At 60.5% G+C, this 21,576-nt stretch carries 22 protein-coding genes; 14 read left to right on the forward strand and 8 right to left on the reverse strand.

Annotated features, from left to right (window positions below; genetic code table 11):
• Positions 1 to 23: 23 nt before the first annotated feature.
• The 6 genes from AACY42_RS18270 to rfbB all read right to left on the reverse strand — a co-directional run bounded on the left by AACY42_RS18270 (position 24) and on the right by rfbB (position 6,666).
• Positions 24 to 1,415: a sigma-54-dependent transcriptional regulator gene (locus tag AACY42_RS18270; RefSeq protein WP_339481427.1), complete on the reverse strand. Its 1,392-nt coding sequence runs from the start codon at positions 1,413 to 1,415 to the stop codon at positions 24 to 26.
• Positions 1,412 to 3,220 carry a sensor histidine kinase gene (locus tag AACY42_RS18275; RefSeq protein WP_339481428.1) on the reverse strand — a complete coding sequence of 603 codons (1,809 nt, stop codon included), beginning with the start codon at positions 3,218 to 3,220 and terminating at the stop codon, positions 1,412 to 1,414. The genes AACY42_RS18270 and AACY42_RS18275 overlap by 4 nt, the downstream gene beginning before the upstream one ends.
• A 68-nt stretch (positions 3,221 to 3,288) precedes the next feature.
• Complete coding sequence (gene rfbD, locus AACY42_RS18280) at positions 3,289 to 4,173, reverse strand: dTDP-4-dehydrorhamnose reductase (protein ID WP_339481429.1); 885 nt, start codon at positions 4,171 to 4,173, stop codon at positions 3,289 to 3,291.
• Positions 4,170 to 4,715: a dTDP-4-dehydrorhamnose 3,5-epimerase gene (gene rfbC / locus AACY42_RS18285; protein ID WP_339481430.1), complete on the reverse strand. Its 546-nt coding sequence runs from the start codon at positions 4,713 to 4,715 to the stop codon at positions 4,170 to 4,172. The genes rfbD and rfbC overlap by 4 nt, the downstream gene beginning before the upstream one ends.
• Entirely contained in the window at positions 4,712 to 5,587 is an 876-nt protein-coding gene (rfbA, locus tag AACY42_RS18290; protein WP_339481431.1) for a glucose-1-phosphate thymidylyltransferase RfbA, read from the reverse strand. The genes rfbC and rfbA overlap by 4 nt, the downstream gene beginning before the upstream one ends.
• The gene (rfbB, locus tag AACY42_RS18295; protein ID WP_339481433.1) at positions 5,584 to 6,666 is read right to left on the reverse strand and encodes a dTDP-glucose 4,6-dehydratase; all 1,083 of its coding nucleotides are present in this window, start codon (positions 6,664 to 6,666) and stop codon (positions 5,584 to 5,586) included. The genes rfbA and rfbB overlap by 4 nt, the downstream gene beginning before the upstream one ends.
• A gap of 208 nt (positions 6,667 to 6,874) precedes the next feature.
• Here rfbB and AACY42_RS18300 point away from each other — a divergent pair, with 208 nt between their 5' ends.
• The 9 genes from AACY42_RS18300 (at position 6,875) to AACY42_RS18340 (ending at position 16,590) form a co-directional block, all read left to right on the forward strand.
• Positions 6,875 to 9,787: an aminotransferase gene (locus AACY42_RS18300; protein ID WP_339481435.1), complete on the forward strand. Its 2,913-nt coding sequence runs from the start codon at positions 6,875 to 6,877 to the stop codon at positions 9,785 to 9,787.
• Positions 9,788 to 9,980: 193 nt separating this feature from the next.
• Positions 9,981 to 11,087 carry an agmatine deiminase gene (aguA, locus tag AACY42_RS18305; RefSeq protein WP_339481438.1) on the forward strand — a complete coding sequence of 369 codons (1,107 nt, stop codon included), beginning with the start codon at positions 9,981 to 9,983 and terminating at the stop codon, positions 11,085 to 11,087.
• 242 nt (positions 11,088 to 11,329) lie between these two features.
• Complete coding sequence (locus AACY42_RS18310) at positions 11,330 to 11,530, forward strand: hypothetical protein (RefSeq protein WP_025211311.1); 201 nt, start codon at positions 11,330 to 11,332, stop codon at positions 11,528 to 11,530.
• A 293-nt stretch (positions 11,531 to 11,823) separates the two neighbouring features.
• Positions 11,824 to 12,495, forward strand: coding sequence for a DsbA family protein (locus AACY42_RS18315; RefSeq protein ID WP_339481439.1), 672 nt, complete (start codon positions 11,824 to 11,826; stop codon positions 12,493 to 12,495).
• 250 nt (positions 12,496 to 12,745) lie between these two features.
• A complete protein-coding gene (locus tag AACY42_RS18320) occupies positions 12,746 to 14,032 on the forward strand; it encodes an OprD family porin (protein WP_339481440.1) in 1,287 nt (428 codons plus the stop codon).
• Between the two features lie 354 nt (positions 14,033 to 14,386).
• Positions 14,387 to 15,133: a 2OG-Fe dioxygenase family protein gene (locus AACY42_RS18325; protein ID WP_339481441.1), complete on the forward strand. Its 747-nt coding sequence runs from the start codon at positions 14,387 to 14,389 to the stop codon at positions 15,131 to 15,133.
• Positions 15,134 to 15,146: 13 nt separating this feature from the next.
• Positions 15,147 to 15,584 (forward strand): GNAT family N-acetyltransferase, encoded by a 438-nt coding sequence (locus AACY42_RS18330; RefSeq protein ID WP_339481442.1) that lies wholly within the window; start codon positions 15,147 to 15,149, stop codon positions 15,582 to 15,584.
• On the forward strand, positions 15,581 to 16,294 hold the full coding sequence (locus AACY42_RS18335) for an AzlC family ABC transporter permease (RefSeq protein WP_339481443.1): 714 nt from the start codon (positions 15,581 to 15,583) through the stop codon (positions 16,292 to 16,294). The genes AACY42_RS18330 and AACY42_RS18335 overlap by 4 nt, the downstream gene beginning before the upstream one ends.
• Positions 16,273 to 16,590 (forward strand): AzlD domain-containing protein, encoded by a 318-nt coding sequence (locus AACY42_RS18340; RefSeq protein ID WP_041475660.1) that lies wholly within the window; start codon positions 16,273 to 16,275, stop codon positions 16,588 to 16,590. Before AACY42_RS18335 ends, AACY42_RS18340 begins: the two co-directional genes overlap by 22 nt.
• Here the strand turns inward: AACY42_RS18340 and AACY42_RS18345 are convergent.
• Positions 16,507 to 17,433: a LysR family transcriptional regulator gene (locus tag AACY42_RS18345; RefSeq protein WP_339481444.1), complete on the reverse strand. Its 927-nt coding sequence runs from the start codon at positions 17,431 to 17,433 to the stop codon at positions 16,507 to 16,509. The genes AACY42_RS18340 and AACY42_RS18345 overlap by 84 nt on opposite strands.
• 450 nt (positions 17,434 to 17,883) lie before the next feature.
• Here AACY42_RS18345 and AACY42_RS18350 point away from each other — a divergent pair, with 450 nt between their 5' ends.
• The 4 genes from AACY42_RS18350 to AACY42_RS18365 all read left to right on the forward strand — a co-directional run bounded on the left by AACY42_RS18350 (position 17,884) and on the right by AACY42_RS18365 (position 19,638).
• Positions 17,884 to 18,174, forward strand: coding sequence for a type II toxin-antitoxin system RelB/DinJ family antitoxin (locus tag AACY42_RS18350; protein WP_041475661.1), 291 nt, complete (start codon positions 17,884 to 17,886; stop codon positions 18,172 to 18,174).
• Positions 18,140 to 18,454, forward strand: coding sequence for a type II toxin-antitoxin system YafQ family toxin (locus AACY42_RS18355; protein WP_339481445.1), 315 nt, complete (start codon positions 18,140 to 18,142; stop codon positions 18,452 to 18,454). Before AACY42_RS18350 ends, AACY42_RS18355 begins: the two co-directional genes overlap by 35 nt.
• Positions 18,455 to 18,550: 96 nt before the next feature.
• Positions 18,551 to 18,961, forward strand: a complete 411-nt coding sequence (locus AACY42_RS18360) for an MbcA/ParS/Xre antitoxin family protein (RefSeq protein ID WP_339481446.1) — start codon at positions 18,551 to 18,553, stop codon at positions 18,959 to 18,961.
• Complete coding sequence (locus tag AACY42_RS18365) at positions 18,961 to 19,638, forward strand: RES family NAD+ phosphorylase (RefSeq protein ID WP_018606363.1); 678 nt, start codon at positions 18,961 to 18,963, stop codon at positions 19,636 to 19,638. Before AACY42_RS18360 ends, AACY42_RS18365 begins: the two co-directional genes overlap by 1 nt.
• 140 nt (positions 19,639 to 19,778) lie before the next feature.
• On the opposite strand, the gene AACY42_RS18370 is transcribed toward AACY42_RS18365, so the two are convergent.
• Positions 19,779 to 20,057 (reverse strand): DUF3077 domain-containing protein, encoded by a 279-nt coding sequence (locus AACY42_RS18370; RefSeq protein WP_339481452.1) that lies wholly within the window; start codon positions 20,055 to 20,057, stop codon positions 19,779 to 19,781.
• A 492-nt stretch (positions 20,058 to 20,549) separates the two neighbouring features.
• Between AACY42_RS18370 and AACY42_RS18375 the strand changes: the two genes are divergently transcribed.
• Positions 20,550 to 21,191 carry a BRCT domain-containing protein gene (locus AACY42_RS18375; RefSeq protein WP_339481454.1) on the forward strand — a complete coding sequence of 214 codons (642 nt, stop codon included), beginning with the start codon at positions 20,550 to 20,552 and terminating at the stop codon, positions 21,189 to 21,191.
• Positions 21,192 to 21,576 lie beyond the last annotated feature (385 nt).

Raw genomic sequence — 21,576 nt, forward strand, 5'->3', positions numbered from 1 at the left:
CTTGAGAGGGAAATGACGATAACTCAATCGGACTCATCGGCCGAGCCATGGCTGCTGTCGCCGAAGTTCAGCCCATGTTTGCGTAACTTGTCGTGCAAGGTCTTGCGTGGAATGCCCAAGGCTTCGGCCAGGCTGCGCACCGAGCTGTGGGGGCGGGTCAGTTCGGCGGCGATCAGGGTTTTCTCGAAATTTTCCACTTGCTCGCTCAAGCCGCCACTGACCACTTCCACCGGTGCGCTGGGGCTGCCGTCGGGCGCGCTGTTGTCCAAGGCCAGTTCCAGGCCCAGGGCAAAACGTTCGGCGGCGTTCTGCAGTTCCCGCACATTACCCGGCCAACTGTGGCGCAGCAGCAGCGCCCGTTGTGCCGGTTGCAATTCATGGGGTGGCAGGCCGTGGCGAGCGCTGGCTTCGTCGGCGAAGTGCTGGAACAGCATCAGTGCATCCTCTCCCCGTTCGCGCAAGGGCGGTATGCGCAGCGGTGCGACGTTCAGGCGGTAATACAGGTCGGCGCGAAAGCGCCCCTGATCGGCGGCCTGGCGCAGGTCTTCCTTGGTGGCGGCGATCACGCGGATGTCCAACGGGATCTGTTGATTGCCCCCCAGCCGCTCCACCACGCGCTCCTGCAGCAGACGCAGCAGCTTGACCTGGACATCCAGGCTCATGCTTTCGATTTCATCCAGAAACAGCGTACCGCCGTTAGCGAATTCGAATTTGCCGATGCGGCGTTTCTGCGCGCCGGTAAACGCGCCGGGTTCGTGGCCGAACAGCTCGCTTTCCACCACCGACTCGGCCAGGGCCCCGGCGTTGATCGCCACGAAAGGGCCGTTGCGTCGGCCGGAAAGATCGTGCAATGCGCGGGCGACCACTTCCTTGCCGGCGCCGGTTTCACCGAGGATCAGCACGTCGGCGCGGGTGGCGGCCAGTGCACCGATTTGCTCGCGCAGGCGCAACATGGGTGTCGATTGGCCGACCAGGCGGGCGCTGAGTTCATGGCGATCGCTCAGGGCCAGGCGCAGGCTGCGGTTGTCCAGCACCAGCCGGCGTAAGGCCAGGGCCCGGCGTACACTGTCGAGCAGGTGATCGCTGGCGAAAGGTTTTTCCAGGAAGTCATAGGCGCCGGCGCGCATCGCCTGCACGGCCAACGGCACATCGCCGTGGCCGGTGATCAGCAGCACCGGCAGCTCTGAGTCCTGGGCGTGGAGTTCGCCCAGCAGTTCGAGGCCGTCCATGCCGGGCATGCGAATATCGCTGACCACCACGCCCGGCCAGTCACGGGGCAGTTGCGCGGCCACGCCCTGGGCTTCGGCCAGGGGCAGGATTTTCAGGCCGGCCAGGTCGAGGGTCTGGCTCAAGGCCTGACGCAAATGGGGATCGTCGTCGATCAGCACCACCTCAATCCGGTTGTCGATGGTCATACACTTCGGTCCTCGGACGGTTGCAGGCTCACCCCGGGGGCGCCGGCGCGCAGCTTCAGGGTAATCAGGGCGCCGCCTTCCTTGTGGTTGGCGAACAACAGTTCGCCGCCAAAGGCGCGCATCAGGGTGTCGCAGATCGCCAGTCCCAGGCCAAGGCCCTGGGTGCGGGTCTTGGTGGTATAGAAGGGTTCGCCGGCGCGGCCCAAGGCTTCCATGCAAAACCCCGGACCGTTATCGCGGATGTACAGGTTGACGCCAGTTTCGGTGGCCTGGGCACTGAGCCAGAGTTTGCGCGGAGGGCCTTTCTCGGTGAGCGCATCGAGGGCGTTGGCCAGCAGGTTGCCGAGTACCTGGCGCAAGCGGGTTTCGCCGGCCTCGACCCACAGCGTGGCAGCCGGTAAGTCACGGATCAGTTCCACTTCCATGCTGCGTCGGCGTTTGGCGAGCAGCGCCAGGGCATCGTCCAGCGCCGGCTGCAGGGCGACGCTTTCCGGGGCATGGCGGTCGCGGCGGGCGAAGGCGCGCAGGTGGGCGATGATCGAGGCCATGCGCCCGGTCAGTTCGCTGATCAGCTTGAGGTTGCCCCGGGCGTCTTCGGTGCGTTGGTGGTCGAGCAAAATCTCGGCGTTTTCCGCGTAGCTGCGAATCGCTGCCAGCGGCTGGTTGAGTTCGTGGCTGATGCTCGCCGACATGGTGCCCAGGGCCGACAGCTTGCCGGCCTGCACCAGGTCATCCTGGGCACGGACCAACTCCTGCTGAGCCTGTTCGCGCTCCAGCACTTCCTGCTTCAGTCGTCGGTTCAGCCCTTCCAGGTCACTGGTGCGCTCGGCCACCCGGCCCTCCAGCTCTTGGCGGGCCTTGGCTTCGAAGGCGATTCGATCCAGGTAATGGCGCCTGCGTTGCATCATCAACCCGAGCAGCAACATCAAGACCAGCAATGCCGCGCCGCCGATGGCGACCACGGTGCGCACCGGACGATCGATCAGTGTGCGCGGGGCGAGAATGCTCACGCTCCAGCCGGTTTCCTCGATGGACTCGGTCTGGGGCAGCCAGGCGTTGGCATCCAGGTTCAGCGGCTTGGGATCACGGGTCGGATACGGTTGCACCGCGCTGATGGCCTTGCGCTCGGCGTCATTGAGGGGCCGGGTCGCGCGAAATCGCCATTCCTGTCGCGACGTGAGGATGACCACGCCGTTGTGGTCGGTCACCAGTAGTTGTTCGGGAGTCTTGCCCCACAGGCTTTCGGTGTGGTCGAGGTCGACCTTGACCACCAGCACGCCGATGACTTTTTCGCGGTCGCGCACGGCGGCGGCAAAGAAATAACCGCGTTTGGCCGATGTCGTGCCCAAGCCGAAGAAGCGGCCCAGGCGCCCGGCCATGGCTTCGATGAAGTACGGCCGGAAGGCGAAATTGCGTCCGACGAAACTGTCGTGTTTGTCCCAGTTCGACGCGGCCAGGGTCTTGCCGGAAGAGTCCATCAGGTACATGACTTCGGCGCCGGTCTGGGCGCTGATGTGTTTCAGCAGCCGGTTGGCATTGCCTTGGGTCACGCCATCGTCTGGCACCAACAAGGCGGCGCGCAAGGCCGGCAGGTCGCCGAGAATCTGGGGTAGCACCTCATAGCGGTGCAGTGTGCCCAGCAGGTTGGCGACGTAGAGGTCCAAGGTCTGGCGGTTCTGCCCGGCCAGCTCGCTGCGGTAATAACGCTCGGCCAGGTGCTCCAACGGCCACAGCAACGGCGCCAGGCACAGTGCGAGCAAGGCCAGGCTGCGCCAACGGGGTCTGCGGGGAAGGGTGGAGTTCATGAGCACGGGGCGCCTGTGGTGACAGGCGTATTATGCCTAGTTACCCCGCAAATACTATTTGTAAGACCTTACCGGGCTTGTCCGGCAAGGCACTGCTGCAATGCGCTTCGCCAGTCGGGTTGGCTCACCGCCCATTCCTTGAGCAGGCGGCTGCAATCCAGGCGCGAGTTCAACGGTCGAGGGGCCGGCGTTGGGTAAGCGCTGGACGCAATGGGCTCCAGCAGCGCACACGGCGTGTGTCGCTCGAGCAGGTTTTCGCCGATGGCCTGGGCGAAACCGAACCAGGATGTTTCGCCCCGGGCGGTCAGGTGATAGGTGCCCCAGGCGCCGGGTTGACCGGTCTGCCAGCGCTCGATCAGTTGCGCGGTGCTGTCGGCAATGGTGCCCGCCCAGGTCGGAGCACCGATCTGATCGGCGACCACCCGCAGTTGCGGTTTTTCCTGCAGCAGTCGCTGCATGGTCAACAGGAAGTTGCGGCCCTCGGTGGAGTACACCCAGCTGGTGCGCAGGATCAGGTGCTGGCCGCCAGCCTGGCGGATGGCATTCTCGCCGGCCAGTTTGCTGCGTCCGTAGACACTCAGCGGGTTGGGTGCGTCGTCCTCGGTGTAGGGGGTGGGCTTGAGGCCATCGAAGACGTAGTCGGTGGAGTAGTGAATCAGCGGGATGCCCAGCGCAACCGCTGCTTGGGCCAGGATGCCCGGTGCCGTGGCATTGAGGGTGAATGCCCGCTCCGGTTCACTTTCGGCCTGGTCGACGGCCGTGTGGGCGGCGGCATTGATGATCAGGCCGGGCCTCAGGGCTTCGATGGGCGCGCGCAGCGAATCCGGTTGTGCCAGATCGAGCTGGTCGCTGCCGCGTACGAGCAACTCGCCCCGTCCGCTCAGGCGCGATTGGAGCGCCCGGGAAACCTGGCCATTCTGGCCGATGATCAGGATGCGCAAGGGGGCACTCATGGGAACAGGTCCGCCTCGTGCAGGGCCTTGCCATTTTGGTCCTTGACCGAGAGGATCGGCGCGCCTTCGAGCTCCCAATCGATGGCCAACTGCGGGTCGTCCCAGCGAATGCAGCGTTCGGCCGAGGGTGCGTAGTAGTCAGTGGTCTTGTAGAGGAAATCCGCCGACTCGCTCAGCACGACGAAGCCGTGGGCGAACCCTGGCGGGACCCACATCTGCCGGTGGTTCTGTGCCGACAGGCGTACGCTGGTCCATTGGCCGAAGGTCGGCGAGCTGCGGCGGATGTCCACCGCGACATCCAGCACTTCCCCCGCCGTGACACGCACGAGTTTTCCTTGGGCTTGTTCGATCTGATAGTGCAGGCCGCGCAGCACGCCCCTGGCGGAGCGTGAATGGTTGTCCTGGACGAACTGCAGAGTGCAGCCGGTCGCTTCGGCAAACGCCCGGGCATTGAAGCTTTCGTAGAAAAAACCGCGGTCGTCGCCAAAGACGTTCGGTTCGATGACCAGGACCTCCGGCAAGCGAGTGGCGATGACATTCATCGTGTTTCTCCGGCGATGTTGAACAAGTACTGGCCGTAGCCGGTCTTACCAAAATACTGGGCGCGCTCAAGAACGTGCTCGCGACTGACCCAACCTTGCTGGTAGGCAATTTCTTCCAGGCACGCCACTTTCAGGCCTTGGCGATGTTCGATGGTTTGCACGTATTGCGAGGCTTCCAGCAGGCTGTCGTGGGTGCCTGTGTCCAGCCAGGCAAAACCACGGCCGAAGCGCTCAACGTGCAGGTCGCCGCGTTGCAGGTAGGCATTGTTGACGTCGGTGATTTCCAGTTCGCCGCGTTTGGATGGCTTGATGGTCTTGGCGATCTTGATCACGTCGTTATCGTAGAAATACAGGCCGGTCACCGCGTAGCTGGATTTGGGCGCGGTGGGTTTTTCTTCGATGGACATTGCCCGTCCTTCGGTATCGAAGTCGATCACGCCAAAACGCTCAGGGTCCTTGACCCAGTAGCCGAACACTGTCGCGCCACTCTGCCGGTTGACGGCGGTCTGCAATTGTTCGCCAAAATGCTGGCCGTGGAAAATGTTGTCGCCCAGGATCAGGCACACCGAGTCGCTGCCAATGAACTGCTCGCCGATCAGGAACGCCTGGGCCAGGCCATCGGGCGTCGGCTGCTCGGCGTAGCTGAACTGCACGCCAAACTGATGACCGTCGCCCAGCAGGCTGCGGTATTGCGGCAGATCCTGCGGGGTGGAGATCACCAATATGTCCTTGATGCCGGCGAGCATCAGCACCGAGATCGGGTAATAGATCATCGGCTTGTCATAAACCGGCAGGAGTTGCTTGGAAACCCCAAGGGTAATCGGGTGCAAGCGTGTGCCGGAACCGCCGGCCAGAACAATGCCCTTCATCATGCAATCGCATCCTTGTTGTCGAGCGAGCCGAGGCGCTCGCCCTGATAGCTGCCGTCCTGGACACGCTGGCACCACAGCAGGTTCTCGAGGTACCACTGCACGGTCTTGCGCAGCCCGGTCTCGAAGGTTTCCCGAGGCGTCCAGCCCAGTTCCCGTTCGATCCTGCTGGCGTCGATGGCATAGCGCAGGTCGTGGCCGGGGCGATCCTGGACGAAGCTGATCAGGTCGGCATAGTGCTCGACCCCTTCGGGTTTGCGTGGCGCCAATTCTTCGAGTAGCGCGCAGATGCTGCGCACCACGTCGATGTTTTTCTGCTCGTTGTGACCGCCAATGTTGTAGGTCTCGCCGACCGCGCCTTCGGTGACGACCTTGAGCAGTGCACGGGCATGATCTTCCACGAACAACCAGTCGCGCACTTGCTGGCCGTTGCCGTAGACCGGCAAGGGCTTACCGGCCAGTGCGTTGAGGATCACCAGTGGAATGAGCTTCTCGGGGAAGTGAAACGGCCCGTAGTTGTTCGAGCAGTTAGTCAACAGCACGGGCAAGCCATAGGTGCGTTGCCAGGCGCGGACCAGGTGGTCGGACGCTGCCTTGCTCGCCGAGTAGGGTGAGCTTGGGGCATAGGCGGTGGTCTCGGTGAACAGGTCATCCACACCGTGCAGATCGCCATACACTTCGTCGGTGGAGATGTGGTGGAAGCGAAACGCGCGTTTCTGCGGCTCGGGCAGGGCCTGCCAATAGGCTCGAGTGGCTTCCAGCAGGCTGTAGGTGCCCACGATATTGGTCTGGATGAAGTCCGCCGGGCCATCAATGGAACGGTCTACATGGGACTCGGCCGCCAGGTGCATGATGGCCTCAGGCTTGAACCGTGCCAGCACTGCACTGACAGTGGGTTGATCGACGATATCGACCTGGACGAATTCGTAGCGGCTGTCGTGATCGATGCTGCTCAGCGATTCGAGATTGCCGGCATAGGTCAGCTTATCGAGGTTCAGGACCTGGTGGTCGGTATCAAGAATCAAGTGCCGTATGAGAGCCGAGCCGATGAAACCGGCGCCGCCAGTGATGAGAATGCGCATCCAGTAAGCCTTTTGGACCAGAGAGTCGAGCGGTAAGAGCATAGCTTGTAGGCATGGCGGGGGCGGTGCAAGCGAATATCCTATGGACACCCCCTCCCCATATAGCCTCTCAGGAGAACTGTGCATATTTTTGAACAGGGGGGGTTGCTTATCCCCCGACTCAGTGGCGTGATAGGCATCCGATCAAAACCACCTCAGGGGTCGTTGTATGCTGCTCACTACGTTGGTTCACCGTGCCAGTTTGCCAAGCCCACAGATTAGCGCCGAGCAGGCGTTGGTGCTGTTGCGCTTGAACTACGGACTCAGCGGCGACCTGCGACCCCTTGGCAGCCACCAGGACCTCAACTACCGCGTCGACAGCGAGCGCGGGCGCTTTGTGTTGAAAATTTGCCACGGCGACTACGCTGTCCAGGAACTCCAGGCCCAACACGCAGCCCTCAAGCAGTTGGCCGGGCACGACGCGGTGAAGGTGCCGCGGGTGATTACCGCCAGCAACGGCCTGGACCTGCTGACATTGGACGTCGACGGGCAAGCGGTTCACATGCGACTGCTGGAGTACATCGACGGCCAGTCCCTCACGCAACTCAAACACCTGCCGCCTGAGTTGGTGACCGGCCTGGGCCGCCTGTGCGCGGAAATGGACCTTGCCCTGGCGACATTCGACCACCCAGGCCTGGAGCGTACCCTGCAATGGGACGCGCGCCACGCCCCCGCCCTGATCGATCACCTGCTGCCTGTCATCGACGACGATCAGCGGCGGCAACTGATCGCCGAGGTCGCGCAACAGGCCGAGCGGCGCTTGCAGCCGCTCAAGGCCAGCCTGCCGGTGCAGGCGATCCACATGGACATCACCGACGACAACGTGGTCTGGCAGCGCGATGCCCAGCGCCAATGGCAATTGCAGGGCGTCATCGATTTCGGCGACCTGATCCGCACCTGGCGCGTCACTGACTTGTCGGTGACGTGCGCGGCCCTGCTGCACCACGCCGACGGCGATCCATTCTTTATCTTGCCGGCGATCAAGGCCTACCACGCGGTCAACCCCTTGCAACACGAAGAGCTGTTGGCGCTGTGGCCACTGATCGTGGCGCGCGCCGCGGTACTGGTGCTCAGCGGTGAGCAGCAGGTTTCCATCGACCCGGACAACCAATACAGCCGCGACAACCTGGCGCATGAGTGGGAGATTTTCCGGGTCGCCCACTCGGTGCCCTTCGAACTGATGGAAGCGGCGATTCTCACCGCCGTCGGCCACAGCCTGCCGCCCATCGCCAGCGAAGGCTTTGCGCCGCTGTTGCCGACCCTGGTGGGGCGTGAGTTTGCGCTGATTGACCTGGGTGTACTGAGCCCGCATTTCGAGGCCGGCAATTGGGAGCAGCCGGGGATCGACCAGCGCCTGCTGAGCGAGGCCGCGGGCGTTCATGGCCTGGCCGCCAGCCGCTATGGGCAATACCGGTTATCCCGCACCCGGCCGGACAGCGCCGTCGAACCCGATACGTATCCACTGCACGTAGAGTTGAGCGTTGCGCTGGGGACGCCGCTCGAATCCCCTTTCGCTGGGGTCGTGCACAAGACCGCCGAGGGTTTATTGCAGCTGGACAGTACCCAGTTGAGCGTGCGGCTGTGGGGCGTGACCTCGCCGCTGCATTCCGGCGCGGCACTGGTCAAGGGGCAGGTGCTGGGCGAAGTGACGGGGCCGTTGCGGGTCCAGTTGTGCCGGGGCGCCCAGGTGGATCCACCACTGTTTTGCACGCCCTCCAGGGCACTGGCCTGGCAGGCGCTTTGCCCTTCGCCAGCGGTGCTGCTGGGGCTGGCTTGCGATGCCGAGCCGGAGATCGATCCCGACGTGCTGCTGGCCCGTCGCGATGCGAGCTTTGCCCGTTCGCAAAAGCACTACTACGTCGACCCGCCGCGCATCGAGCGCGGCTGGCGCAATCACCTGATCGACATGCAGGGCCGCTCGTACCTGGACATGCTCAACAATGTCGCGGTGTTGGGCCATGGTCATCCACGCATGGCGGCAGTGGCTGCCCGGCAGTGGTCGCTGCTCAATACCAACTCGCGTTTCCACTATGCGGCGATCGCCGAATTTTCCGAACGCCTGCTGGCGTTGGCGCCGTCCAACATGGACCGGGTGTTCCTGGTCAACAGCGGCACCGAGGCCAACGACCTGGCGATCCGCCTGGCCTGGGCCTACAGCGGCGGGCGGGACATGCTCAGTGTGTTGGAGGCCTATCACGGCTGGTCAGTGGCGGCCGATGCGGTCTCGACGTCCATCGCCGACAACCCCCAGGCCCTGAGCAGCCGCCCGGACTGGGTGCATCCGGTGACTGCACCGAACACCTATCGCGGCGAATTCCGTGGCCCCGACACTGCGCCGGACTACGTGCGCAGCGTCGAACACAACCTGGCGAAAATCGCCGAGAACAAGCGCCAGCTCGCCGGTTTCATCTGCGAACCGGTGTACGGCAACGCCGGTGGGATCGCGCTGCCGCCCGGTTACCTGAAGCAGGTCTACGCGATGGTGCGCGAGCGCGGTGGGGTCTGCATCGCCGACGAAGTACAGGTCGGTTACGGGCGCATGGGCGAGTTTTTCTGGGGCTTCGAAGAGCAAGGTGTGGTGCCAGACATCATCACCATGGCCAAGGGCATGGGCAACGGCCAGCCGCTGGGCGCGGTCATCACCCGCCGGGAGATCGCCGAGGCGCTGGAAGCCGAGGGGTATTTCTTCTCGTCGGCCGGTGGTAGCCCGGTCAGTTGTCAGATCGGCATGGCGGTGCTGGATGTCATGGAAGAAGACAATCTCTGGGAAAACGCCCGGGTGGTGGGCGGACATTTCAAGGCTCGGCTGGAGGCCTTGATCGACCGCTATCCATTGGTCGGCGCGGTGCATGGCTCCGGCTTTTACCTGGGCGTGGAATTGATCCGCGATCGCGACACGTTGGAGCCGGCCACTGAAGAAACCGCGGCGCTGTGCAACCGTCTGCGCGCGTTGGGGATTTTCATGCAACCGACCGGCGATTACCTGAACATCCTCAAGATCAAACCGCCTATGGTCACCTCGCGCCAGAGCGTGGATTTCTTCGTCGATATGCTGGTGAAAGTCTTGGACGAGGGGCTGTAACCGATCTGGAACGCCAAGCTGTTCCCCTGTGGGAGCGAGCAGGCTCGCACTCACAGGGTTTCGCACTGATTTATAAAATCGATTTTTGTCGATGTTTGGCGCTGTTTTTTGATGGTTGTTAGTTTTACTGACTTTATTAGTCGATATTTATCGTTTATAAAGTCGACATTGCCCATCGCCCAGGAGATGACCCATGACAACGTTGCACAGCACTCCCCGCGCGGATGGTTTCCACATGCCTGCCGAGTGGGCGACCCAGACCCAAGTCTGGATGATCTGGCCCGAGCGCCCGGACAACTGGCGCCTGGGCGGCAAGCCTGCGCAGGCCGCCCACATAACGGTCGCCAAGGCCATCGCCCGTTTTGAACCGGTGACCGTGGCGGTGTCTGCGGCCCAATACGAAAATGCCCGGGCGCGTCTCGACGTACCGAATATCCGTCTGGTGGAAATGTCCAGCGACGACGCCTGGGTTCGCGACACAGGCCCGACGTTCGTCATTAATGACAACGGCGAAGTGCGCGGAGTCGATTGGGATTTCAACGCCTGGGGCGGTTTCGACGGTGGCCTGTATGCGCCGTGGAACCGTGATGCGCAAGTGGCCGGCAAGATCCTCGAAATCGAGCGCAGCCCGCGTTATCGCACCGAAGGTTTTGTGCTCGAGGGCGGCTCGATCCACGTGGATGGCGAAGGCACCCTGATCACCACCGAAGAGTGCCTGCTCAACCGCAATCGCAACCCGCATTTGAACCGTGAAGAGATCGAAGCGGTGCTCAGTGCGCAGTTGGCGGTGGACAAGATCATCTGGTTGCCGGACGGTCTGTTCAATGACGAAACCGACGGCCACGTGGATAACTTCTGTTGCTACGTGCGGCCGGGTGAAGTCCTGCTTGCCTGGACCGACGACCCGCAAAACCCGAACTACAGCCGTTGCCACGCGGCGATGAGCGTGCTGCAAAACAGCACTGACGCCAAGGGACGCCCGTTCACCGTGCACAAAATGCCGATTCCGGGGCCGTTGTATGCCACCGAAGAAGAATGTGCCGGCGTCGATGCGGTGGAAGGGTCCCAGGAGCGCAGCCCAACCGTGCGGCTGGCCGGCTCCTATGTGAATTTCCTGATCGTCAACGGCGGCATCATCGCCCCAAGTTTTGACGATCCGCTGGACGCACCGGCCAGGGGCATCCTGCAGAACCTGTTCCCGCAGCACGAAGTGGTCATGGTGCCTGGGCGCGAACTGTTACTGGGGGGCGGGAATATCCATTGCCTTACCCAACAGCAACCCGCACCACGCGCAAAATGAGTGGCGATGTAACAGCAGGGTGATATCGACTGCGCTGGCTCTAGCTCGGCGCTTTTGGATCCATCCTGGCAAACCCGCGGCCTGATTGGGTTGCGGGTTTTTTTGTGCCTGTTTATTGGCGTGGCGGATACATTGGCATAGCTCTTGTATCTGTACTTCGGCAGTTCTGGGGAGAGAACTGAGTTGTTTTGTCATAAACCTTGGATAAATTGACCGCTCATCAACCAGGAGAGGGCGCTGGAATGAATATGATAAGCGAGCGCACATGCCATCCCTTGGCCGTTAATGGTGAGTCGCTTCAAGCCTTGGCGCAGTGGTTGAAGTCCAACGGAACGCGTCAGATCAGAGAGCCTGATCCGCGCCGGATAATCGTTGAGCGTTACCCCGCTGGCCTGTTCAGCGAGGCGGAACTGGAAGCGTTGTGGGATGTGATGCAAGGGTGATGCAAGGATAGACTTCGAAGGATTGATAAAAAGCGCTGGCCGGGATGGCAGCGCTTTTTTTGTGTCCGAAGGATCTGTGGATTGACGCAAATCCCTGTGGGAGCGGGCTTGCTCGCGAAGGCGGTGTGTCAGTCACTGCCTATGTAGCTGACCCGACGTCTTCGCGAGCAAGCCCGCTCCCACGCGGCATTCGACCGATCCACGAAACACACTGAAAACCGTTCCAGCGTTTTTCCGCAGCGCTCTCAAGACTATCCTGCAGCCATCGAATCCCTATGGCCAGCGCAGTTCCCATGACCACTGTTCACTATATCTACGACCCGCTGTGCGGCTGGTGCTACGGCGCCAAGCCGTTGGTGCAGGCTGCCCGGACCGTTTTGCCGGTCATTGCCCATGGCGGCGGCATGATGACCGGTGCCAATCGCCAGCAGGTCTCGCCGCAATTGCGCAATTACGTGATGCCCCACGACCGGCGTATCGCCGAGTATTCCGGGCAGCCATTTGGCGAGGCCTATTTCGAGGGTTTGCTGCGCGACCTCAGCGCCGTGTTCGATTCGGCGCCGCCGACCGCCGCGATCCTGGCTGCCGAACAGCTCGGCGGCCACGGCCTGGAGTTGCTCGGGCGTCTGCAAACCGCACACTACGTTGAAGGCCGGCGCATCGCTGACGAAACCGTCCTGCTGGAGCTCGCCCAAACCATCGGCCTGCCGGCCCAGGCGTTCCTGGCGGCATTGCGCGCGGTTGATGTGCAGGGGCATATCCAGGCCAGTCGTACCTTGCTGGCCCAGGTCGGCGGCCAGGGTTTCCCGACCTTGGTCCTGGAGCTGGACGGCCAGTTCACGCGGATCGACATCGGCCCCTGGCTTGGCAAACCCGAGGCATTCGCCCAATGGCTGACGCAAGCCTTGCCAGTTCAGGCCTCCACGTCATCAGCGGCCTGCGGTCTGGACGGCTGTTCGCGGTGAGCAGTTCTTAGACATTTTTTGCCTAATTACAGACGTTTCACGAAATTGACACACCGTTGAGGGCGCGACTAGGATTCGCCTTACGCCTGTGGCTAACAACCATGACTCTTAAATAATAAAAAGGCCCGACACGATCACTCGTGGGCGGGCCTTTTCATTATTTTCAGGAGCAAGAGTCCGAAAAAGAGCGCAAAAGCGCCATTTCGGTTGCCCGCCGCAGTGCGTATCAACCCGTACAAGGAAAATAAACATGTTGAACAAGCGCATTAGTTTGATCGCACTGGGGATCTTGAGCACGACACACGCCATGGCCAACGACCAGGCGCAGTCCAAAGGGTTCGTTGAAGACAGCAGCTTGAACGTGCTGTTACGCAACGCTTATATCAACCGCGACTACAAAGATGGCAACGAAGACAAAGCCGAATGGGGCCAAGCGGCCATCGCTACCTTCTCGTCCGGCTTCACCCAGGGCACCGTGGGTGTCGGTGTGGATGCGTTCGGCCTGTACGCGCTGCGCCTGGACGGCGGCAAAGGCCGCAGCGGTGCGGGCGGCATCGACTTCTTCAAGCGGGGCGACAGCGGCAACGCAGCCGATGACCTGTCCAAGTTCGGGGCTGCGGTCAAGTTCCGCGTCTCCAACACCGTGCTGGCCTACGGCGACCAGATGCCGGCCCTGCCGGTGCTCAGCTATGACAACTCGCGCCTGCTGCCGGAAAGCTACACCGGCACGCTGATCACCTCCAAGGAGATCAAGGGCCTGGAACTCAATGCCGGCCGTTTCACCGCCGAATCGCGCAAGAGCGCTGAAGGCCGCGACAGCGGTGGCCTGAAGTCGATCAACGTCTTGGGCGGCAGCTATCAGTTCACCGAGCAGTTCAAGGCTTCGCTCTACGCCTCGGATGTCGAGGATGTATTGAAGAAGCAATACGTCAACGCCAACTATGTGTTCCCGCTGGCCAAGGATCAGTCCCTGACCCTGGACTTCAACGGTTATCGCACCAAGCTGGACAACAGCTACGTTCGTGAAAACAACGTCACCGGCGACGACAACAAGATCTGGAGCCTGGCTGCCACCTTCGCCACGGGCCCGCACAGCATCACGCTCGCCCACCAGCGCAGCACCGGCGACAGCAACTTGGGTTATGCCTACGGCGGTTATCAGCGCGGGCAGAATCGTGTGGGTGATGGCGGCAACACGATCTACCTGGCCAACTCCTACTGGTCCGACTTCAACGCTGAAGACGAACGCAGCTGGCAGTTGGGCTATGGCCTGGACTTCACCACCTTTGGCGTACCGGGCCTGACCTACAACGTCGCTTATGTGCGTGGCGATAACATCACCACCTCCACCAGCGAAGGCGGTACCGAGCGCGAGATCTTCAACCAGTTCAAGTACGTGGTCCAGAGCGGCCCGGCCAAGGACTTGAGCGTACGGTTGCGCAGTTCCGTGCTGCGAGTGTCGCAGAAGTCCAGCGAGTACAACGTCAGCGGCAATGAGCTGCGGGTGTTTGTGGATTATCCGATCAACGTCTTCTGATGCCTGATCAGGTTGTAAGTCTATAAAACCGTGGCGAGGGAGCTTGCTCCCGCTGGGCTGCGCAGCAGCCCTTCTGGTGTGAGCGCTGCGCACTCAAGCGGGAGCAAGCGCCCTCGCCACGATTGATTCATGCCTGCCTGAAGTGAATAGCGTTGCGACGCCAGACTCGGGGCCTTTTGGCTTGCTGCGCAAAAAACACCGCTGTAACCGCCTGTATTCCCAAGAAAAAGTCGTACCAATGCGACTTTATCCACCGTTTCAAGCGCCGCTTGAAATGCCTCAAATACTTTCTCATGGACGTAAATCCTGCACCTACTAGATTAGGCCGCTCAATGCAGCGGAGACCTTTGAAAAATGATCGTTCTGAACAGGGAAGTGGGCGAAGCGCTGAGGCGTGACAAATACGTCAACGTTAGCGGTGGGGACTTCAACCTCTACGGTCATTTCGGCGACTTTGTCCGGCTGACCAAAAGCTGGGAAAACATGGAGCCCGACAGTTACTACGGCCAGGCCGAGTCAGGCATGCGTTTTCGCCGCTACAGCGACTTCGAATACAACCCAACGACCCGCGCGCTCACGCAGCTCGAACACCGGGCCTACGTTCAGTCCAAGGCCAACAACAGTTATGTCGGCGGACTGGAGCGGCACTTCCAGGACTTCTCCAACGAAGTGATCAATTCGCCGGTGATGCGCAGCCTGATCGACACGGACTTCGAGGTGTACAAGAACGTCCTGCCGCAGGAACTGCACGATGAAATCTGGCAGTGCCAGATCCATCAGATCCGCATCGAGATCAAGCCGGGCAAGCAGCTGGAAATCACCCCTGAAGGGATTCACTGCGACGGGTACCCGTTCAGTGGCGTGCATTTCTGGGGCCGCCACAATGTGGCGGGTGCCGAAAGCCGTTTATACACCGCCCAGGAAGAACAGCTGGCGGCGATTACCTACGAGGACATCCTCGACACCACGTTCTTCCTGGATCGCGACATGCGTCATTACGTGACGCCGGCTCGCAATACCCATAGCCATAACATGGCGTATCGGCAGATCCTGGCCATTTCCTTCTCGCGGCCCGGGACCGCTTTCGACATTGTTCGCTGAACGGCTCGAACCCATGGGCGACTCGACGCAGCAGGTCCTGTTGCGCCGGGCGTTGGTCCGGGATGCCGAGCGACTGGAGCGGTTCTTTCGCGGTTTCGATGAGGTGTCGTTCTGCGAATGGCAGGACGCCCGATTCTTGCGCGGTGTGTTGTTGCAGGACACCACCACCGCGTACATGGCCATCGATGCGAGCGGTGACGTGGTGGGCGCCGTGATCGGCGGTATGCTCGGTACCCGTGGCACGATCAATCACTTGGCGGTCAGCCCACGGCATCGCACCAAAGGCCTGGGGCAGCGCCTGGTCGAGGCCGCATCGGCTGACATGAAACGGGTAGGCGTGCTGCGCATGTTCCTTTTCGTCGACGATGCTAATCTGGCCGGCAAGCGTTTCTGGGCGGCCCAGGGGTTCTGTGAGCCCCGGGGTGAAATCACCTTCGAGAGGGATTTATGAACAAGACTTCCAGCCAGCCGCTGGCGGTCGAAGCACAAGCCTCGCGTACCTTTGCTGAAGCCAGTCCGGTGGTAGCGGGTTATTTCACGGTTTCGTTTGTGTTCGGTCTGATGGCGGTCAACGCCGGGCTACCCTTGTGGTTGCCGGTGGCGATGTGCCTGTTCGTCTACGCGGGCGCTTCGCAATTCGCGGCGCTGGCGTTGATTTCCAGCGGCGCGTCGCTGACCACCATCGTGCTCACCACGTTCCTGATCAATGCCCGGCACATGCTGATGTCGGTCTACATGGCCAAGGCCCTGCGTGCGCTGGGGCTCAGCCGTTTCGAACGCTGGTGCTACGCGGCGGGGCTGACGGACGAGTCGTTCGCGTTCCACAGCGTCAAGCTTGGCAGCGGGGCGCCGGTGAGCGTGCGCTACCTGGTCGGCTTCAACCTGTTCTGTCACACGTCCTGGGTGCTGGGTGGCTTGCTGGGCGCCGTGTGTGCGCAATACGCGGCGCACCTCATCAAATACCAGCTCGACTATGCCCTGACGGCGATGATGCTCTATGTGCTGGTTTCGTTGTGCAACACCCGCAACAAACTGATCGCTGCCTTGGCGGCTGTCGTCTGCATGGGCGGGCTGAGCCTGCTGGGCAGCTCGCCATTCAATGTCTTCATTGCCACGTTCGTTGGCTGCGGGGTGGGCGTATGCCTGACCAAACGTTCCTGATCCTGGTGGTGGTCCTGATGATGGCCGTGACCTTCCTGCCGCGCGCCCTGCCGTTGCAGATCAATACCGAACACTGGCCGCCCTTCGTCGCCCGCGCCCTGGAATACCTGCCAGTGGCGATCGTCGCTGCCATCAGCCTGACTCCCTTGCTGATCAAGGACCAGCAGATACAACTCGACCGCCCTGAGTTTTATGCCGCGATTCCGACGCTGTTATGTGCGTATTTCAGCCGCAACCTGTTTCTCAGTGTGGCGGTGGGCACGGCGGCGTACATCGCGCTCGGTTCGTTCCTGTAGCGTCAGGTCCACCACGTCGTGCAGTGCCTGGCCGGACAACTCCGGATTGTTCACCGCCAGGCGGACGTCAAGAAAGTCCTCGAAATCCGGGAAAATCGCCAGGCCGTTGCGCAGCGCGGCTTCCCGGGACACCAGCCCCAAGCCATCGAGCTGCGTGATCAACGACAACGTCAGCGTCTCACTGCAGGAATACACCATGCGCTGGCTCGACCCGTATTCGCCCAGGCCAGCGTCGAGAAAGCGCAGGAAGCTGTGGGAGTACGGGCATTCTTCTGCCGGACGCACCTGAAACTTGTCACCGAGCAAGCCAAGGGAATCGTCTGCATCGCCACAATGGGCGCCCACCACCCGCACCTGCACATCCGGCATGGTGATGCTGGTAAAACCACCCTGTTGCTGCCCGATCAGGATCGCCAGGTCAAAATCTTCATTCCTGAGCTTGCTCAGGTTCTCCATCGACTCGGCGTAGCTGAATTCCAGCTGATACTGGGGGAACACAGCGATCAAGCGGTCGATCATTCGTCGATTGAAGTCCGCCGGCAAGGTGGTATTGAGCGCCACCCTGAGCGTGCGCTGTCGCGGCGTCTTGAGCGCCGCGACTTTATCCTCCAACTGCCGGGTGGCAACCAGCACCTGATCCATGAAGGGGGTCAGTTCCGCGCCTTGGCTCGTCAACGTCAGGCCCTTGTTCGAGCGCCGGAACAACCGGAAACCGAACTGTTCCTCGACCTTGTTCAACTGCGCCGCCAACGCCTGCACCGTGAGGCACGAATGCTCGGCCGCTGCCGACAACGAGCCGGTCTGCACGATACGCATAAGGTTGCGTAGGATTCTGCTATCCATGAGGTAATGCCCTCTGCTTAAGTGGGCTCGCTATTGTTGTGCACCTGGTCCGGGCCAGGCAGTGCATGCTGGCTATCATCATGCACCTTGCCACGGTTGTCGCGATTTTGTGCCGAAAAGCGCCGGGAGGCGATGGTTGAGCTTATGCGGGATTTGGGGATTTTGCCCAGTCGGTGCTGGCCGGGATCAGTTAGCAGGGTCATAGATGGACTGTCTTGCGAAAAATCCTGCGTGAGTCTCGGAGCACTCCCAACATCATGGCTGATCGCTCTGATATCCGTCCTTGGAAACTCAGGTTGAAATACGCCCCTTAATACAGGCGATGCCAAACCTGCCGTTATCCATGCAAGGCCGCTTATCCACCTGACGTTGACCCATGGCGGCAGTCCCACCACAATGTTTTTTAGGTAGCGCCAATGTAGCTACAAATTTAGCAATGAGGTTTATTTCATGGGTGCACTATTAAAAACCACCGACGTGCGTTGCCGCATTGATGAGGACTTGAAGGCCCGTGCCACTGAAGTTTTGAACGCCTGCGGATTGAGTGTTAGCGACGCGATGCGTCTTTTCCTGCGCCAGGTTGTTGAGACTCAGGGGCTTCCATTCGAGATACGAGTGCCTTCGGACAAGACCGCCCGGGCCATGATTGAGGCACGGGATATCCGTCAACGATTCAACTCGATAGACGACATGCTGAGAGAGGCTGATGGCGAAACCGGGAGAAAAGCAAAAACGCGCTGAATTGCCGAAGCAATGTGCATATACGTCTGAATTCAAAAAGTCCTGGGAGCGTTACAAACGGGCAGGGCGGCGCGATATGAATGAAGTGCGTCATGTGATGGTCATGCTTTTTTTGGGTGAGCAGCTACCGAGCGAATACATGGATCATGCCTTGACGGGTAACTGGGTTGGATTTCGAGAGTGGCATATTGGCGGTGACTTTCTGTTGATTTATGAGCATTCACGCCCGAACCTGGTTACGTTTGTTGACTTGGGAAGTCATGCCGAATTGTTCAAATAGGGCGTCTGTGGATTCCACTTGCGAATAAAAACTTAAAAATAATCCATATCTGTACTATCCTCTAAGCACCACTCCGCGACAAAGGAGCCCAACCCCATGGCGACTTCCTCCATCACTCTCAATGCGCAGCAACAACTGGATTCCCCGGGGGCGGGTCGAGTCGCGTTGAAGTTCTTCTTCAACCTCATGGCGCTCTGGGGCTGCAGCGTTGAACAGCAGCGCACATTGCTGGGCAAGGTGGGAAACACGACCTTCTACAAATACAAACAACTGCCGGAAAACGTGAAGCTGCCTCGCGATACGCTCGAGCGCATTTCCTACCTCATGGGCATCCACAAGGCGTTGAGCATCATCTTCAGCAATAGCCGGGACCGTGCCTATCAATGGGTCAGCAGCCCGAACACCGCGGCACCGTTCAATGGTCAGTCGGCGCTGTCCTACATGCTGACCGGGCGGGTGGTGGACATCGCCGATGTGCGGCGATACCTCGACGGAGTACGCGGTTGATGGTGCCACCATTGGCGGACCCGCAATGGAAACGGGCTTATCGCATCGTCAACAGCAGCTTCCCGCCGATTTCGCTGTTTGAAGACGTACTCGACCCTGAAGACTTGCCCACCGCCTACGCCCTGGAAGCGCTGACCAACGATCGGCTGATGGAACAAGCCGGCGTGCTGTCCCGGGTACGCCCCGAGGACCGCATTTCCGGCCCCGGCTCCTCGCCGGTGATGGCGGCGTTTACCCACATCGGCAAAAGCAGCCGCTTCAGCGACGGCACCTTCGGCGTGTATTACGCCGCCAGCAGCCAGGAAGCCGCCATTGCCGAGACCTGTTACCACCAGGCGCGATTCCTTGGCGCGACCAACGAGCCAGACCTGGAGTTGACCATGCGCACCTACGTCAACAAGGTCGTCAAACCCCTGCACGACATCCGCCACGACCACCCCCACCTCCACAACCCCGACCCCACCGCCTACGGCCCCTCCCAAGTGTTCGCCCGGCAACTGCGTGAAACCTTGTCGTGGGGGCTGCTGTACAACAGCGTCCGCCTGCCCGGTCACGAATGCGTGGCCGCGTTTCGCCCGCCGGCGGTTTCGATACCGACGCAGGGCAAGCACATTCGGTACGTCTGGAGTGCCCAGAAGCGGGAGATTTCGTTTGTGTTTGAGGTGACTCAGGTGTGAGTTGGAATAAAAAAGCACCTGACAGAATCAGCAGTGCTACTTACAGGGAGTGAATTCGTGGCGAGCTTGCTCCCGCTGGGCTGAAGCAGCCCTTCAAAATCAATGCTGCCCCCCTCGGAGCAGCATTGCAGCAGCGGCGCTTAAGCCGGATGACTCCCCGGCGCCTCCAGCACCTTCACCACGTCATCAATGACGGCCTTGCTCATGTCCTGCAAATAACACGACGCCCAGGCATACCGATCCGTGCTGCGAATCATCGCCGCGTCCTCGGCCAGGACCTTGGCGACGTGGAGCAGGTCGGAAGCGTGGGACAGGGCTTCGCCGATGGGGATGCCGCTGTTGACGCGGAATAGCGGGCGGTCGGAGTGGTAGGAGAAGGGGGTTAGGCCTGGGGTTTTGAGGTCTTTGGGATGGGTCATTGCGCACCTCCGTTTGCCAACTGGCGGCGGGTGGTGACTAGCAAAGTGATAAAGCGAGATTGCAGCAGATCCATGGCGTGCATCGATAAACTCCCATATCAGATGAGAGCTGCCACGTTCGTTCTCAGGCGAATGGGTGGCAGCTGTGCGCAGGCTGAGAAACCGGAGATACAGGAACCCGGCAGACCCGAAGGTCTCCCACGCACAGCCGCCATTACACGGAATGCGGACATAAAAAAACGCCGCAAAACGTGGTTCGGGCGCTGTAGCGCCTGCATCTTACTCGGGTTCTCAGGCCCGGTCGCTGAATTGGCAGCGACGGTTGAAGAGTAGCGGGTGGATGGGGAGGGCGCAATCGTGGCGCGATGCTGGCGGGTGATTATTTGCTCGAAAAAATGGGAACCGCGCACAGGAGTGCTAGGTTTGAACACAACACTTCCTCAGCCGGTGATGAGCCAGTGTCGAACCAATACACCCAGAGGAGCCCTCGTAATGGACCTACACAACGAATTCGAAAACAGTAAATTCTTCCACCGCACCCGCATCGATCGACGCGCCGCCGATGCCTTGGTGGGGTTGGCTGCTGGGATTACGGCTGACGGTGTCGTGAACACCAACGAGGCGATTTTTCTAAGGCAATGGTTGGAAAACAATCTCGCGCATCTGAGTGACCCGGTGATCAATCTGCTCTATTCACATTTGGCATCCATGCTTCAGGACGATGCTCTGGACCCGGACGAATCCCTAGAGTTGCTTAACATCCTGCGTAGCTTTTCTGGCGTGGGCATTGAGAGGTCGCAGGTCGGCGGAGCCGTTGCCGTTACGCCAACGGACCTTCCCTTCAATTCACCAGCCCCTGACTTGGTCTGGGATGGCCGGATGTTTGTATTTACAGGTGTCATGGCCTTTGGGCCGCGCAAAACTTGCCAAGCATTGGTCGAGGAGCGTGGCGGTTTGATTGGGGGCGGGGTGAGTAAGAAGGTGCATTACCTGGTGGTCGGCAGCGTGGGTAATGAGCAGTGGCGCCACAGCACCTACGGAACGAAGATCATGAAGGCAGTGGAACTGCGGGAGGCGGGTGCTTCGATTGCCATTGTGGGTGAGGATCACTGGCAAAAGATGCTGTTTGGTTGAGCTGGGCTAGGAAAGGCTGCCCGTTGTCTTGGCTGAAAGATTGTCGGTGGGGTTGATGGCCTCATCGCGAGCAAGCTCGCTCCCACTGGTTTTTCAGGGTGTGGAGGAAAAGTGAACACCCAGAAACACTACACATTTCTGCGAGGGTTTCGTTTTGTATGGTGCGGCACCAGGAGTCGAATTTAGTCATAACAACATGTAATAAATAGTATTTTATAAACTTTAAAAATACTTATACCCCTATTTGTACCCTCCCAGGTGTCGATTATGAGGTTGCATGCCACTGATTGAAATGCATAAATCTATTGTTTTGCTTAGGTTGATAGTTTTTATCTATTTTTGACTCTGGGAACTGAGATGCGTAAGATTCTCGGACTGGTGACCC

The sequence above is a fragment of the Pseudomonas sp. RL_5y_Pfl2_73 genome (genome assembly GCF_963970515.1).
GTDB lineage: Bacteria > Pseudomonadota > Gammaproteobacteria > Pseudomonadales > Pseudomonadaceae > Aquipseudomonas.

What these genes read in the sequence shown, in the direction of transcription:
- AACY42_RS18270 (WP_339481427.1), bottom strand. Translation starts at nt 1,415, where the DNA reads ATGACCATCGACAACCGGATTGAGGTGGTGCTGATCGACGACGATCCC.
- AACY42_RS18275 (WP_339481428.1), bottom strand. Translation starts at nt 3,220, where the DNA reads ATGAACTCCACCCTTCCCCGCAGACCCCGTTGGCGCAGCCTGGCCTTG.
- rfbD (WP_339481429.1), bottom strand. Translation starts at nt 4,173, where the DNA reads ATGAGTGCCCCCTTGCGCATCCTGATCATCGGCCAGAATGGCCAGGTT.
- rfbC (WP_339481430.1), bottom strand. Translation starts at nt 4,715, where the DNA reads ATGAATGTCATCGCCACTCGCTTGCCGGAGGTCCTGGTCATCGAACCG.
- rfbA (WP_339481431.1), bottom strand. Translation starts at nt 5,587, where the DNA reads ATGATGAAGGGCATTGTTCTGGCCGGCGGTTCCGGCACACGCTTGCAC.
- rfbB (WP_339481433.1), bottom strand. Translation starts at nt 6,666, where the DNA reads ATGCGCATTCTCATCACTGGCGGCGCCGGTTTCATCGGCTCGGCTCTC.
- AACY42_RS18300 (WP_339481435.1), top strand. Translation starts at nt 6,875, where the DNA reads ATGCTGCTCACTACGTTGGTTCACCGTGCCAGTTTGCCAAGCCCACAG.
- aguA (WP_339481438.1), top strand. Translation starts at nt 9,981, where the DNA reads ATGACAACGTTGCACAGCACTCCCCGCGCGGATGGTTTCCACATGCCT.
- AACY42_RS18310 (WP_025211311.1), top strand. Translation starts at nt 11,330, where the DNA reads ATGAATATGATAAGCGAGCGCACATGCCATCCCTTGGCCGTTAATGGT.
- AACY42_RS18315 (WP_339481439.1), top strand. Translation starts at nt 11,824, where the DNA reads ATGACCACTGTTCACTATATCTACGACCCGCTGTGCGGCTGGTGCTAC.
- AACY42_RS18320 (WP_339481440.1), top strand. Translation starts at nt 12,746, where the DNA reads ATGTTGAACAAGCGCATTAGTTTGATCGCACTGGGGATCTTGAGCACG.
- AACY42_RS18325 (WP_339481441.1), top strand. Translation starts at nt 14,387, where the DNA reads ATGATCGTTCTGAACAGGGAAGTGGGCGAAGCGCTGAGGCGTGACAAA.
- AACY42_RS18330 (WP_339481442.1), top strand. Translation starts at nt 15,147, where the DNA reads ATGGGCGACTCGACGCAGCAGGTCCTGTTGCGCCGGGCGTTGGTCCGG.
- AACY42_RS18335 (WP_339481443.1), top strand. Translation starts at nt 15,581, where the DNA reads ATGAACAAGACTTCCAGCCAGCCGCTGGCGGTCGAAGCACAAGCCTCG.
- AACY42_RS18340 (WP_041475660.1), top strand. Translation starts at nt 16,273, where the DNA reads ATGCCTGACCAAACGTTCCTGATCCTGGTGGTGGTCCTGATGATGGCC.
- AACY42_RS18345 (WP_339481444.1), bottom strand. Translation starts at nt 17,433, where the DNA reads ATGGATAGCAGAATCCTACGCAACCTTATGCGTATCGTGCAGACCGGC.
- AACY42_RS18350 (WP_041475661.1), top strand. Translation starts at nt 17,884, where the DNA reads ATGGGTGCACTATTAAAAACCACCGACGTGCGTTGCCGCATTGATGAG.
- AACY42_RS18355 (WP_339481445.1), top strand. Translation starts at nt 18,140, where the DNA reads ATGGCGAAACCGGGAGAAAAGCAAAAACGCGCTGAATTGCCGAAGCAA.
- AACY42_RS18360 (WP_339481446.1), top strand. Translation starts at nt 18,551, where the DNA reads ATGGCGACTTCCTCCATCACTCTCAATGCGCAGCAACAACTGGATTCC.
- AACY42_RS18365 (WP_018606363.1), top strand. Translation starts at nt 18,961, where the DNA reads ATGGTGCCACCATTGGCGGACCCGCAATGGAAACGGGCTTATCGCATC.
- AACY42_RS18370 (WP_339481452.1), bottom strand. Translation starts at nt 20,057, where the DNA reads ATGACCCATCCCAAAGACCTCAAAACCCCAGGCCTAACCCCCTTCTCC.
- AACY42_RS18375 (WP_339481454.1), top strand. Translation starts at nt 20,550, where the DNA reads ATGGACCTACACAACGAATTCGAAAACAGTAAATTCTTCCACCGCACC.